This window comes from Pseudoalteromonas sp. Ld19 (assembly GCF_045064135.1).
GTDB classification, from domain to species: Bacteria; Pseudomonadota; Gammaproteobacteria; order Enterobacterales; family Alteromonadaceae; genus Pseudoalteromonas; species Pseudoalteromonas aliena.
The window spans coordinates 332,914-347,474 of sequence record NZ_JBISHA010000011.1; the positions used below are offsets into that span (position 1 = coordinate 332,914).

Below are 14,561 nucleotides of genomic sequence, written 5' to 3' on the forward strand. Positions count from 1 at the left end.
TGCGCATTTTTTATCCTATGTAACTGCCCGTCATTTGGTTAACGTTCAGTTGTTATCTGTTTAAATAAATTTCGCATTTATAAAAACATAAATAGCCTGATTATGGCAAGTTTTATTTAGCTAAATTAAAGTATATCTTATAACTGTCGATACTATAGAAGATAATACATGTAGTTTTAATAATGTAATTGTTTATTAGTCAAACAGTTAAATAAGGAAGTACGTATGGACATCATGATCCCTTACTTAGGAACTATCACTCGTTTAGCTGTTGAATCTAAAGGGGCATTTCATATTGCGGGTGTACAAAGTGGAGCCGCAGCTGAAAAAGTTGATCTAGAAAATAAAAAAAAGCGTGAGTTACAAAAGAAGAAAAAGCTCAATACCCTCGACGATCAAACAAAAAAAACAAAGACTAGCGCTGATGACGACGATCCCCCACATTTAGATACATGGGCCTAATGAAGATCCCGTAATTAAAGTAAAGAGGCCCAGATAGGGCCTTTTTTAATGTGTATATGTAATTTTAAATGTAACTTTATTGTTAATTGAATGTGCAGTAATAAAGCAAAAAGTAAACTTATGTGTACAGAATGTTACCGACTAGTTTGTTTTTTCTTAATTCTATTATACCAATATATTGAATATAAATAACTTAATTTGTTGCCTCATACTTTAATTGTAAATTAATTGTTTCATTTTCATTTGTGTTATTTGTAACCTAGGCTGATCCTTAATCGGGAACAGGTAGTGCCGATTAACAAAGTACATTAAAATTAAATAATCTAATGGAGCGTAAACGTGAAATTATCAAAAATAACAATTGCAACTCTTGCTGCTTTTACAGTAATGCAAGCATCAAGCGCAGTAGCCGCAAATAAGAAATACCTAAATGAACACGTAAATACTAATAATACGTTGTCTGCATCAACAGCGACCCCAGATCAATTAGTTGGCTTAGAGGCTGGGAACAAATTAGTTGTAATTAAAGAAATAAAAAGTAATAACGGCGACACAACTCGATTATTTCAACAAGTATACAATGGCCTACCTGTTATAGGTGACAGGGTGAGTTTAACCTTTAACAGCAACGGGCAGTTTAAACATGCTCACGGTGCTGCGGTATATGACATTTCAAGTGATATAAACACGGTAATCCCAAAGATAAATAAACAGTTAGCGGTAGCTAAGGGATTACAAAAATCTCCTCAGGCGCTTCAATCTGTCGGTTTAGAAAAGCATGACGAGAAATCGCAATTAGCAATTTGGGTTGATGAGCAAGGTAAGGCGCATCTTGTTTATGAAGTATCTTATGTTACTTATGGAAGTAATCCATCTCGTCCATATCAAATCATTGATGCGAACTCAGGTGAGTTACTATTTAGCTTAGACAACCTTCAACATGCAGATGCAACTGGCCCAGGCGGTAATTTAAAAACGGGCAAATATATTTATGGTACTGATTTTGCCAGCCTAGATGTTACGCAGTCTGGTGATAACTGCACAATGAATAATAGCAATGTAAAAACCATTAATTTGAATGGTGGCACCAGTGGTACAAGCGCATATTCATTTACTTGCCCTGAAAATACGTTTAAAGAAATCAACGGTGCATATTCACCACTTAATGACGCACACTTTTTTGGCAACGTAATTTTTAACATGTACAACGATTGGATTGGTTCGCCACCACTTTCATTTCAACTACAAATGCGAGTGCATTATAGCAGCAACTATGAGAATGCATTTTGGGATGGTCGTGCAATGACATTTGGCGATGGTCTAAATACGTTCTATCCACTCGTGAGCTTAGATGTGTCTGCTCATGAAGTGAGCCATGGCTTTACTGAGCAAAATTCTGGCTTAGTTTATAGTGGAAAATCAGGTGGCTTAAACGAGGCTTTTTCTGACATGGCGGGTGAAGCTGCTGAATTTTACATGAAGGGCAGTAATGATTGGTTAGTCGGAAAAGAGATATTTAAGGGCAATGGCGCATTGCGCTATATGAACAATCCGACACAAGATGGGCGCTCAATAGACAATCAAAGTAGTTATTCTTCAGGAATGGATGTACATCATAGCTCAGGAGTATTTAATAAAGCGTTTTATAACTTAGCAACAACACCAGGTTGGGATACGAAAAAAGCATTTTTAGTCATGGCGCGTGCAAATCAACAATATTGGACAGCAAGTACAAACTGGGATCTTGCCGGTAATGGGGTTATGGATGCAGCCTGTGACTTAAATTATGAGCCAAATGACGTAAAAGCGGCATTAAGTGCTGTTGGTGTTACCTCTAGTTTGAGTGCTGGAAGTTCATGTGATTCAGTGCCTCCAATTGAAGACGAAGCACTCTCAAATGGCGTACCTCGTCCTGACATCAGTGGCTCAGCGAAACAGCAAATATTCTTTACACTTGATGTTCCTGCAGGTGCGAGTAATTTAGCATTTTCCACGTCAGGTGGAACAGGTGATGCTGATTTATATGTACAATTTGCGACTAAGCCAACGCTTACTAGCTTTGATTGTAAAAGCACAACTTCAACCAGTAACGAAAGCTGCTCTATTAGTAATGCTCAAGCGGGTACTTATTATGTAATGGTTGAGGCGTGGGATCAAATTTCAGGAGTCTCGTTACTTGGCAGTTTTGATGGCGATACGGGTGGCACAACACCAATCAATCGAACTGAAGAAAATGTGAGTGTCAATGCTGGAAACTGGACTCGATTTACTCAAAATTTGAGTGCAGGCTACAGCTCACTTAATGTTTCAATTGCTGGAGGCAGTGGTGACGCTGATTTATATGTAAACTTTGGAACAGAGTCGGGTGCAAATGCTTACGTTTGTCGCCCTTATAAAAATGGCAATAACGAAAGTTGTACTATCGATAATCCACAAGCGGGAACTTGGCATATCGATTTACAAGGCTTTCGCACTGCAAGTGGTGTAACGCTAGATATTAAAGCGAACTAAATTCATTCCAGGGGAGCATCCGCTCCCTTTTTTATCTTAGTAATGTCACTTTCTATGAATATAGCTCGATTTAAAAGGAATCAATTTATGAAACATTTACTAAATGTCGCGTTAGTTAGCGCCAGTACATTAATTGTTCAACCACTGTATGCACAAGACAACGAAAATATTTGGGTGACAATAGATCCTATTGCAGCAAAACATTACCAGCAGACTCAAAAAACAGTAAGCAAATCACGTGAATCATTAAGTATGCGTACAACTGAATTAGATACGGTTAACTTTTTGCAGGTAAAGCCCGAAAATATAGCAGGCCTGAGTGAATTTATGCATGGTAATTACCACCGGTGCGGTGGTTTTGTAGCGCATGAATCGCTTGATGAAGCTAAGCAATACACGCAGCAACTAGCTGCTGTTCAAAATCAAAGTGCTTTGGCTTTTAACTATAGTATTGATAACGCGCAAACAACACAGCAACTAATAAATAGTGTCAGCCCAAATAATTTAACAAATACTGTTAATTCAATGAGCAACTTCTACAACCGCTACTATACAGCTCAAACAGGAATAGATGCATCACAATGGCTAAAAAACTACTGGCAACAATTAGCCACAAGTCGCAGTGATATTAGCGTTGAATACTTTACACATAGTTGGGCGCAATCTTCAATTATAGTCACAATACCAGGGGATGAAAAAGCGGATGAGATTGTTGTTATAGGTGGACATTTAGATTCGATTAACCAATCAAATCCAACAAATGGACGCTCTCCAGGTGCGGATGATAATGCCTCAGGTATTGCTGTATTATCAGAAGTGCTAAGAGCAATTGTCGATAATAACTACAAGCCACAAAGAACAATTCATATAATGGGGTTTGCAGCTGAAGAGGTGGGTTTAAGAGGGTCAAAGGCGATTGCCTCTGCATATAAATCACAAGGCAAAAATGTTGTAGGTATGGTGCAGTTTGATATGACGGGCAACAACGGCAGCAATGAAGACATTGTGATGATGACTGATTACACGACCAATGCTCAAAATCAATTTTTGGGTCAGCTTATTGATACTTATTTGCCTTCTATTAGCTACGGTTTTGATCAATGTGGATATGGATGTTCGGATCACGCATCTTGGTATCAACAGGGGTTTACAGCATCGATGCCATTTGAATCAAAAATGGCCGATATAAATCGATTAATTCACACTGTTAACGACACTAACTTTGACGCTGATCATGCGAGTAAATTTGCAAAATTAGCTGTGAGTTATGCATCTGAAATGGCAAAAAATGCAGGCGACGTAGTACCACCAATCGATAACGAACTACAAAATGGTGTTGCAGTGTCTGGTATCACTGAAAATGCAAAAGCGGAACGTGTGTACACATTAAAAGTACCCAGTAATGCAACTAATTTGAACTTCGCTACATCAGGTGGTACGGGTGATGCCGATTTATACGTTAAGTTTAATTCAGTGCCGACACTCACTAGTTTTGACTGTAAAAGCACAACGTCTTCAAGTAATGAGCGTTGTGAAATAAGTAACGCTCAAACGGGAGTTTATTATGTCATGGTCCAAGCATGGGATGCGATTACTAATGTTTCTTTGACTGGTAGCTATAATGAAGGTAGTGAACTTGAGCCAATCAATCGTGTAGAAAATAATGTTTCTGTAACAGCAAACAATTGGGCTCGATACACACAAGATCTTGATGCAGGATATTCAGCATTAACGGTTAATATGACCGGCGGTAGTGGAGACGCGGATTTGTACTTGAGTTTTGCAAGCCCATCAACAGAGTCTGTATATCAATGTAGACCTTTTAAAAATGGCAATACCGAAACCTGTCGTATTGATAACCCGCAAGCGGGTACATGGTACATAGATTTAAAAGGCTATAGTTCAGCAAGTGGAATTACCTTATCTATTAACGCACAATAATAATTAGTAGGGGGCAATGCCCCTTTTATTATATAACTTAATTACTTGCCCTTGATGTTTAGCTTACGTAAAATCGCGCTATTATTTCTTGTAAAGTGATTGGTATTATCAAACAACTGTTTAGTGCAACTGGGCCTTTGGCGTTATCTTTAGATGGATATACACCACGTCAGCCCCAAATAGATATGGCTGTTGCCGTTGCAGATGCATTAAAAAACAGTTCGCAATTGGTAGTTGAAGCGGGCACGGGGACAGGTAAAACGTTTGCCTATTTAGCGCCTGCACTTAAATCAAAAGGTAGAACCATCATTTCCACCGGTTCTAAAGCCTTGCAAGAGCAGTTATACCACCGCGATTTACCGCAGCTTGTTAAAGCGCTTAGTGCCTCTAAAAAAACCGCCTTATTAAAAGGGCGTGCCAATTACCTATGTACCTACCGACTTAACCAGCATGTTGCCCATGTACCTACTGATGATTCAGACGTAATGCATCAATTAGCTATGGTCGCTAAATTTGCCAGTGAAACACAGTCAGGTGATTTAGCCGATTGCATTGGTATAGAAGATGATGCCAAAGTACTGCCTTATGTAAACTCAACGGCAGATAACTGCTTAGGCAAAGAATGCCCCGACTTTCAAAGCTGCTATATACGCAAAGCGCGTTTAACAGCGGCCGATGCCGATGTGGTTGTTATTAACCACCATTTGTTTTTTGCCGATATGGCCGTAAAAGAAAGCGGCTTTGCTGAATTGATGCCAAAAGCAGATGCCTATATATTTGACGAAGCCCATCAGTTAAGCGAAATTGCCAGTGATTATTTTGGCGAGAGTGTTAGCACTAAAAAGCTGGTGGATTTAATTAATGACTTACGTGCTATTTATAGAGCTGAAATACCCGATATGCTGCAACTCGGTAAAAGCTTAAATAAGCTAGAGACAAGTGTTGCAGATTTACGATTGCAGTTTGGTGTTGATGGTAGCAGAGGTGACTGGCGAGAAAAACTGAGCGACAAACAAATTTGTGCAGCACTTCATCGTGTGATCAGTGATTTAGATTTTGTTTATCAGGTACTGAAACTGTGTTTAGACAGAAGCGATAAAATAGAGCATCCGTTTGAGCGAACACTTGCTTTTAAAGGCCAGTTAGAGCGTGTGTTTGACACGGCTCAAACTGGTTTTAGTTATTGGTATGAAACAACACGTCGTTATTTAACGATTAATATAACACCACTTAATGTCTCCGCTAAATTTGCTCAAATGATGCAAGACACTGGCGCAGGCTTTGTGTTTACATCAGCTACGCTTTCGGTCGACAACAAATTAGCGCACTTTAACGCAAGTTTGGGTTTAAAACCAAAGCAAAGCATGATGGTAGACAGCCCGTTTGATTATCCTAATCAGGCACTGTTATGTTTGCCGCGTTATTTACCTGAATCACACGCTGATAACATGCCCCACGCAATTGTAAAACTCACACTCGAACTTATAAAATCAGCACAAGGGCGCTGCTTTGTGCTTTTTACTAGTTATCGAATGATGCATTTGGTCGCTGAAGGACTCACCACACAAATAGACTACCCAGTTTATATGCAGGGGCAAATGTCTAAGCGTATTATCTTAGAGAAGTTTACCCGCCATGGTAATGCGGTGTTACTCGGCACAGCTTCTTTTTGGGAAGGTGTTGACGTACGTGGCAGCACACTAAGCTGTGTTATTATTGATAAATTACCATTTGCAGCCCCCGATGACCCTTTATTACAAGCCAAAATGCAAGATTGCCAAATGCAAGGAAAAGACCCTTTTGCACACATACAATTACCGCAAGCGGTGATTGCACTAAAGCAAGGTGTCGGGCGTTTAATTCGTGATAGCAAAGATAAAGGCGTCCTTGTAATATGTGATAATCGCCTAGTTACACGTCAGTATGGGCAAGTGTTTTTAAAGAGCTTACCGCCAATGCGCCGCACGCGGAGTTTAGAAGATGCCAATAAATTTTTACAACAAATTAATTAGAGTAATAAAATGATTAAAAGTAATATCCTCGCCCTCGACGCTTCTACTGAAGCACTGTCAATTGTTTTACATTTTCAGGGCCAAACATTTCATCATTTTGAAGAATGCCCGCAGCAGCACAGCCAAAAAATACTTCCACTCGTGGATGAGTTGTTAACCAAAGCTAACTGTAAATTGAAAGATTTAGATGTGATTGGTTTTGGTCAAGGACCCGGTAGTTTTACTGGCGTGCGTATTAGTGTTGCAATAGCACAAGGGCTTGCGTATTCAACAAACTTACCACTAGTTGGCGTTTCAACACTTGCTATTATGGCGCAACAAGCGTTTGAACAAAACGGCAGCCTTAGTGTTTTCCCTAGTATAGATGCGCGTATGGGGGAAATATATTTCGCCCATTACCAAGCAAAAAATAATTTAGTGCAACTGGTCAATCAAGAGTGTGTAATAAAGCCGGACCTATTAAGCGATGACTATATTACTTCTACTGAGCCATCTATCGCAGTGGGCACTGGGTTTAAAACCTACCCAGGTGCGCTTAATAACTTTGAAAACGTGACAATTAATAGTGAGATTACATTACCTGATGCGCGTTATATGTTAGCGCATGTTGAAGCCGCGCTTTTAGCGGGTAATATTGTCAAAGCGAGTGACGCTCAACCTAAATATGTGCGAGATACGGTAACGTGGAAAAAGCTACCTGGGCGTGAGTAATCGTATTATTTGCATATTGTTTGTTTTTAAATCATAATTTTAAACAATATTAAGGTTGGAGACGCGTAATGACGCTGCCTATTGGTTCAGGTTTTTTTACCGGAGATATTCCGGGGAGGGTTAGCTCTACTCAAGTCGTTACTAATAAACCACAGAGTTTAGTAGAGCAACCGGCTACACAAAAAGCGAATACCGATTATGTAAAAAGCAGTAAAAAAGGCGAAGAGCTTGCCAATCAACTGTTTAAAAGCAGCGCTAAAAGCAACGAATACAGTCAAACAATTTACGACCAACCATCAGCTCAAGTAAGCAAAGCAATTTCTACTTATACTGAATTTGCTAATTTAGAGCGCCGTGCTGAAGTGCAAAATTTAATAGGTGTTGATATTTACGCATAAAGTTTATTAGCACGCTTTAAAGACAGAATAAAAAAGCCCGAACACACATTCGGGCTTTTTTATTACAGTGTCAAAGTTTACTTTTCAATAAAGCCAATCAGCTTATCAGCAATGTCAGTATTGTTCTGTGATCCAATAAAATGCTCGCTACCTTTACCATAGGCAAATACTTGAACATCTACAGCTGTATGTCCGCCTGTTGTCCAGCCAGTAAAGCTAGTATCACTAATAATACTTTTAACGGCTAAATTAAGCGCTTTGTCGCCCATTTTTTTAGCTTGCTCAAGTTTAATTTGATTTTCAGTTGTGAATTCAATGTTCGTGTTAGTCGTCCACACTGATTTTAAATCTTTTGCATCAAGTAATAACTGAGTAAGTTTACCTGCGGTTGCTTTAACGCCTTTAACTACTTCAGTTTCCCACTTGTATTGACCGTGTGCCCCAAGAGTTAATCCTCCTGTAGAGTGATCGGCTGTTACTACTAAAATAGTATCTTTATTTTTGTCGACATAGGCTTTTGCTTTTTCAATTGATTTTGCAAAGTCGTCCATTTCAGCCATCGCACAAGCAATATCATTTGCATGACCACACCAATCTATTTGACTGCCTTCAATCATCACAAAAAAACCGCTTTTGTTTTGAGTATCTAGTAAATCAAGCGCTTTGGATGTTAGTTGCGTAAGGCGAGTTGGGTTCTCATCAAGTGCAAAAGGTAAACCTTTTGGCGCATACAAACCTAAAGCGGGTATTTGAGTTATTTGGCCGAGATTGCTAATGTCATCGCCATATTGATAGCCAGCGGCTTTAAACTCATCAACTAAATTACGATCGTCTCTAATAAAGTATTTAGTACCACCACCTAACATTAAATCGACTGGTAATTTACCAACAATTTTATTGTCTATGTAGTCGTTAGCAATCGCATCGTAATTATTACGCGATTCATTATGCGAAGCGAAGCTTGCAGGCGTTGCATGATTTATTTGTGATGTTGCAACAAGTGCCGTTGTCATACCGCGCTCTTTTGCAATTTCAAGCATGGTTTTAACCGCTTTTTTGTGTGTATCTACGGCTATAGCGCCATTGTAACTTTTATGCCCGCTGCTAAGTGCTGTCGCACCTGCTGCACTATCGGTTACATACGTATGGTCATCCGGATAGGTATGCGCCATGCCCTTTAATATCGTATCAAAAACGGTACCTTCGATTTCTTTAGTTGCAGGGTCATCTTTAAAATAGCGATAAGCTGTGGTGTATGCCGGACCCATGCCGTCACCAATCATATAAATTACATTTTTAGGCGCTGACTCTGCGTAAGCACCTGATGCAGAGCACAAAAGTGCTAATAAGCTGAACTGTTTTTTCATAGTTGTACCTTTTGAGTGTACCTTATTTAAAAGCCTGCGTTATTGTATACCTTAAGCATGATAAATAAATTAATATATGAGATGAATTACAATAAGTGATGTTGTTTTTAAAAGAGTATTGGGTTGGTATTTATAATCTCTATAGTTAAAAAATATATCGCTTTTATGTACTAATACCAAACTGCATAAATCTTTGATCAATTTAACGAATTAAATTGCACTATAACGTCGTTAAAAATTTTTTATTCAGTTAAGGATATTAGCTAAAATATATTTTTATCAGTTATAAAAATGGCTAACGATATGTTAGTGGTCTGACAACTAGTATGTTATAAATAAGCTAAAAGTAGGAAGAGGTCGGGTGTGCAGCCATTTAATATTAAAATCAATAATTCAAATATTCATGGCTTAAAGAAAGGCTCCGGTGGTGATGTTGTTATTGCGCTTCATGGTTGGCTTGATAATAGCAACAGTTTTTTTCCTATGCTTAATAAGGTGCAACCGAGTCAAACTTGGTACTGCATTGATTTTGTTGGGCACGGGTTGTCTTCGTGGAAAAGTGATGATGCGCATTACTACTTTGTTGACTATATTGATGATGTGTATCAATTTATCAATACATTAGGGGTTAAAAAAGTACACTTAGTTGGTCATTCGATGGGGGCTATGGTCGCAGGGATTTTTGCGAGTTGTTTTAGCGATTATGTTAAGTCGGTCAGCTTTATTGAAGGGATCGGTTGTGTTACTACCCCCAGTGAAGCGGTATGTGAGCAGCTAAAAAGTGCAGTATTAAATAGAGCGCGTTTAAAAAATAAAAAATCTAGAATTTATAAATCGAAAGCGCTTATTTACGAAGCGCGATCACAAACAACTGATTTAGATGATGAGCTAATTGCGCTATTAATGGACCGAAACATAAAACCAGTAAATGATGGCTTTGTGCTCACAACAGACCCAAAGCTTAAAAATCACTCAGGTTTTAGGTTTGATGAGGCGCAATGCATTGGTGCAATAAAAGATTTATCTGCACCATGTCAGTTAATTTTAGGGAACGAAGGTTATTCGTTTGTAAAACAAAACTTAGCAAAGTATATTAGCTATTACAGTAACTTGAGTGTAATAAACGTAGACGGCGGTCATCATTGCCATATGCAAAGTAGTGAGCTATGTTTTGAACACATTCATGCATTTATGGTGCAAAGTGGTGCATGTTAATTGTATATTAACGCTAAATGTGGGATTATTCGCACATTAGAGTATTTGCTCAATTGTTAAAGTGCCTTACTTAGATTAAGGTTAATAAAAATATAATTATAAACAGGGGCTAAGAGTGGAAAAAATCTGGCTTAAGCGCTACCCAGAGGGTATGCCTGAAACAATCGATCCTGAGCATTACAACTCGTTACTCGAAGTTTTCGAAAAAAGTTTTAGTGATTACAAAGATCTACCTGCATTTACTAATATGGGTAAAACACTATCTTACAACGAAATAGATACTGCAACGAAAAAAGTAGCGTCTTATATTCAACATGATTTAGGTCTTAAAAAAGGCGACAAAGTGGCCGTCATGATGCCTAACTTGTTGCAAACACCAGTATCAATTTTAGGTATTTTAAGAGCCGGTTGTGTCGTTGTTAACGTTAACCCGTTATACACGGTTCGTGAATTAGAACACCAACTTAAAGACTCGGACACTGCAGCAATTTTTATACTTGCTAACTTTGCAGACACGCTCGAGAAATCACTTGCGCATACTGATGTTAAACACATTGTAGTAACGCAAGTGGGTGATATGGTTGGTGGTATTAAAAAGCACATTGTAAATTTTGTCGTTAAACACGTTAAAAAAATGGTCCCTAAGTACAGCTTACCGAATCCAATTAAGTTTTCTGATTTATTAGATGCGGATGAAACTGCATATAAACGACCAGAAATGAACTTAAGTGATTTAGCATTCTTGCAATACACTGGCGGTACGACAGGTGTATCTAAAGGTGCAATGCTAAGCCATGGCAATATGGTAGGTAACCTTGAACAAGTGTCTGGTTGTTTAGATAAAGTATTAGAGCGTGGTAAGGAAGTGGTGGTTACTGCATTACCGCTTTATCATATCTTTGCTTTAACGGCTAATTGCTTAACATTTATGAAGTACGGTGGTTTGAATTTACTTATTACCAAACCTCGCGATATGAAGGGCTTTGTCAAAGAGTTAGGGCAAGCTAAATTTACTGCTGTTACGGGTGTTAATACATTATTTAATGGTTTATTAAATACACCAGGCTTTGCAGATCTAGATTTTAGCCATTTAAAAATGTCGCTTGGTGGAGGAATGGCTGTTCAACGTCCTGTTGCTGAAAAATGGCAAAAAGTGACGGGTTCTAAACTTATGGAGGGTTACGGCCTTACAGAGTGCGCCCCTTTGGTCACTATTAGCCCATACGATTTAGAAGCATATAATGGTTCAATTGGTTTACCTGCGCCGAATACTGATATTAAGTTAATGCTTGATAATGGTGAAGAAGCCGCTAAAGGAGAGCCTGGAGAGTTATGGGTTAAAGGCCCACAGGTTATGCTTGGTTATTATAATCGCCCAGATGCAACTGCTGAATGTTTAAAAGATGGTTGGTTTGCTACTGGTGATATTGCCACATACGATGATGAAGGTTTCTTCTTTATAGTTGATCGTAAAAAAGACATGATCATTGTGTCAGGCTTCAATGTATTTCCAAATGAAATAGAAGAAGTTGTTGCGATGCACGAAGGTGTACTTGAAGTAGCCGCTATTGGCGTACCTCACGATGCAAGCGGCGAACAAGTTAAAGTTTTTGTTGTGAAAAAAGACCCATCTTTAACTGAAAAAGATATAATAAAGCACTGCCGTGATAATTTAACTAATTACAAGGTTCCAAAACTCGTTGAGTTTAGGGATGAGTTACCTAAAACAAATGTAGGTAAAATACTCAGAAGAGCCTTGAAAGATTAGCAACCTATAAAAAAGCCGGCATATGCCGGCTTTTTTATTGTAGGAGACTAAGTGCAATACCAATTGATCCAAACACAAAACCAGCTTAATACGTTCGTTGAGCAGATCCAAAATAAACCCGTTTTAGCTATAGATACTGAGTTTATGCGTCGCCGTACGCTGTATCCTGAAGTTGCACTTATTCAAGTATACGATGGTGAGCATCTTGCGCTTATTGATCCACTGGCTGAGTTATCATTATTTGATTTTTGGCAAATTTTAAAAGATCCTGCTGTTTTAAAAGTATTACATTCTCCTTCAGAAGACATCGAAGTATTTCAAAAGTACGCAGGGTTTGTACCCGCACCATTATTCGATACACAATTTGCTTTGCAATTACTTGGTGAAGGGAATTGCATGGGCTTTGCGCTGATGGTAAAAGAGCTGCTAGGCATAGAAATAGATAAAAGTGAGTCTCGCACTAATTGGCTACAGCGTCCATTAACCCCTAAACAGCTTGATTATGCAGCAGCTGATACATTTCACTTATTACCATGCTTTGAACTAATTATTGAGCGTATTAAAGCGGCTGATTTATTTGACATCGTTATCAACGAAAGTGAATTAATTGCAAATAAGCGCGCATTTCAAACACCAGATGAATTTTTATATAAAGATATTAAAAATGCGTGGCAGCTTAAACCGCATGAACTAGCAGTATTAAAAGAGCTTGCTACTTGGCGCAGAAATAAAGCCATTAAAAAGAATTTAGCACTTAATTTTGTACTAAAAGAGCATAACATGGCGGAAATAGCTAAACGCGGTCCGTCTAGTTTAAATGCACTTAGACAAATATCAGGTGTTGAAGCGATTGAAGTTAATCGCTCAGGTGTAGAAATTTTAAAATGTATCGAGATTGCTAAGTTGATACCGCAAGAGCAACATCCTGCTGTGTTAAAGCGCTTAATTGATTTTCCTACTTATAAAAAAGTAGCAAAAGATGTTAAACAAAAAATTACTAAAGTAGCAAAAGCGCATAATATTCCTGATGATGTGATGGCTTCTAAAAAACAAGTCAATCAATTGATAAGTTGGAATTGGAAGTTAACAGCAGAGCAAAAAGTTAAATATATAAAACCCGACTTATTGAGTTCTTGGCGTTATACATACGTTAAAGACGTACTAAAAGAGTGGGACAGCTAAACAGTATTGCTTTAGTGTGAGTTAATAACGGGATGTTTACTGCTAATTTAACGGGGGCGATATATGGCCCCCATTTGTTTGAAATTTCAGCAAGCTTACTCTATCATTTCTTTTAAAATTTTATCTAAGTTACTTTTTGATTGAGCAACACTTTCAAGCGGCGTTAAGTTATTAGGGTATTCCTCTTGTTCAATGACGAGCCACTGCAGATCACCGTCCATAATTAGCGAATTTATTATTACTTTCCATAGATAGTCATTTTCACCAAATATTGGGCTTAGGCCATCGCCTTGATGCGTTCTTACTTTTAAATGTGTAGAAAAAGTACGCCCTGGATATTTCTTTATGTAATGAGTAGGCTCTTTATCAGCAAAATGCACCCAGCCAATATCTAGCTGAAGCGGCAATGATTGCGGTGTGTTTTTTGCTATATAGTCCCAATACGTAGCGTCGTTAAATTGATTAAATTCTTTATCATGATTATGAAAACCAATATGCATATCATAGCGCTGTGCTATGTCGTTCATATGCGCCAGTTGTTTTGTAAGGGCTGTAACCCCCGTTGGATGCCACGCTCTTTCATCCCAAGGTACAAATAATACCTTTACACCCAATGTTTTGTAAAAGAGTAGGGTGTTGGTAAGTGTTTTTTCTGTGAGTGAATCAAAGCCGATATGCGCGCTGCTTGCAACAAGATTGAGACTAGCTAGTTTCTTTTTAAGTTTACTAGGGCTATTTTTATAACTCCCTAAATCACCGGCAAACTCTACCCCATCAAATCCCATTTCAGAAAGGGACTGCAGTGTACTATCAAAATCTTTTTTAAGTGCTTCTTTTACCGACCATAACTGCACGCTCACTCGTGGCGTTGGTTTAGGCATTGTAGCGAAAGCGCTCAATGAGTAGAGAGTAAAAATTAGGGTGGTTAAAACTATAAATGTAGTGTGTAAAAGTGTATTTTTAAACATTATCAAATACCTGTTAAAGCAGAGAA

General features: G+C 38.4%; 11 protein-coding genes. 9 read left to right on the forward strand and 2 right to left on the reverse strand.

Going from position 1 to position 14,561, the window contains the following annotated elements; translation table 11 throughout:
* Positions 1 to 225 precede the first annotated feature (225 nt).
* From ACJJVZ_RS02915 to ACJJVZ_RS02940, 6 genes are all read left to right on the forward strand, one after another.
* Positions 226 to 462, forward strand: a complete 237-nt coding sequence (locus ACJJVZ_RS02915; protein WP_138585253.1) for a hypothetical protein — start codon at positions 226 to 228, stop codon at positions 460 to 462.
* Positions 463 to 801: 339 nt separating this feature from the next.
* Positions 802 to 2,973, forward strand: a complete 2,172-nt coding sequence (locus tag ACJJVZ_RS02920) for a M4 family metallopeptidase (protein WP_405597979.1) — start codon at positions 802 to 804, stop codon at positions 2,971 to 2,973.
* An 87-nt stretch (positions 2,974 to 3,060) separates the two neighbouring features.
* Entirely contained in the window at positions 3,061 to 4,914 is a 1,854-nt protein-coding gene (locus tag ACJJVZ_RS02925; protein ID WP_405597982.1) for a M28 family metallopeptidase, read from the forward strand.
* 95 nt (positions 4,915 to 5,009) lie between these two features.
* Positions 5,010 to 6,926, forward strand: coding sequence for an ATP-dependent DNA helicase (locus tag ACJJVZ_RS02930; RefSeq protein ID WP_077535273.1), 1,917 nt, complete (start codon positions 5,010 to 5,012; stop codon positions 6,924 to 6,926).
* Positions 6,927 to 6,935: 9 nt separating this feature from the next.
* Positions 6,936 to 7,637 carry a tRNA (adenosine(37)-N6)-threonylcarbamoyltransferase complex dimerization subunit type 1 TsaB gene (gene tsaB, locus ACJJVZ_RS02935; RefSeq protein WP_405597986.1) on the forward strand — a complete coding sequence of 234 codons (702 nt, stop codon included), beginning with the start codon at positions 6,936 to 6,938 and terminating at the stop codon, positions 7,635 to 7,637.
* Between the two features lie 68 nt (positions 7,638 to 7,705).
* Entirely contained in the window at positions 7,706 to 8,035 is a 330-nt protein-coding gene (locus tag ACJJVZ_RS02940) for a hypothetical protein (RefSeq protein ID WP_077535275.1), read from the forward strand.
* A gap of 77 nt (positions 8,036 to 8,112) precedes the next feature.
* On the opposite strand, the gene ACJJVZ_RS02945 is transcribed toward ACJJVZ_RS02940, so the two are convergent.
* On the reverse strand, positions 8,113 to 9,402 hold the full coding sequence (locus tag ACJJVZ_RS02945; protein ID WP_193156703.1) for an alkaline phosphatase: 1,290 nt from the start codon (positions 9,400 to 9,402) through the stop codon (positions 8,113 to 8,115).
* Positions 9,403 to 9,765: 363 nt separating this feature from the next.
* Between ACJJVZ_RS02945 and ACJJVZ_RS02950 the strand changes: the two genes are divergently transcribed.
* From ACJJVZ_RS02950 to rnd, 3 genes are all read left to right on the forward strand, one after another.
* Positions 9,766 to 10,617: an alpha/beta hydrolase gene (locus ACJJVZ_RS02950; protein WP_138584025.1), complete on the forward strand. Its 852-nt coding sequence runs from the start codon at positions 9,766 to 9,768 to the stop codon at positions 10,615 to 10,617.
* 115 nt (positions 10,618 to 10,732) lie between these two features.
* Positions 10,733 to 12,385: a long-chain-fatty-acid--CoA ligase FadD gene (gene fadD / locus ACJJVZ_RS02955; protein WP_405597991.1), complete on the forward strand. Its 1,653-nt coding sequence runs from the start codon at positions 10,733 to 10,735 to the stop codon at positions 12,383 to 12,385.
* Between the two features lie 51 nt (positions 12,386 to 12,436).
* Positions 12,437 to 13,567, forward strand: coding sequence for a ribonuclease D (gene rnd, locus ACJJVZ_RS02960; protein ID WP_282131046.1), 1,131 nt, complete (start codon positions 12,437 to 12,439; stop codon positions 13,565 to 13,567).
* A gap of 95 nt (positions 13,568 to 13,662) precedes the next feature.
* Here the strand turns inward: rnd and ACJJVZ_RS02965 are convergent, their stop codons facing one another.
* Positions 13,663 to 14,448 carry a sugar phosphate isomerase/epimerase family protein gene (locus ACJJVZ_RS02965; protein WP_405597993.1) on the reverse strand — a complete coding sequence of 262 codons (786 nt, stop codon included), beginning with the start codon at positions 14,446 to 14,448 and terminating at the stop codon, positions 13,663 to 13,665.
* Positions 14,449 to 14,561: the final 113 nt, after the last annotated feature.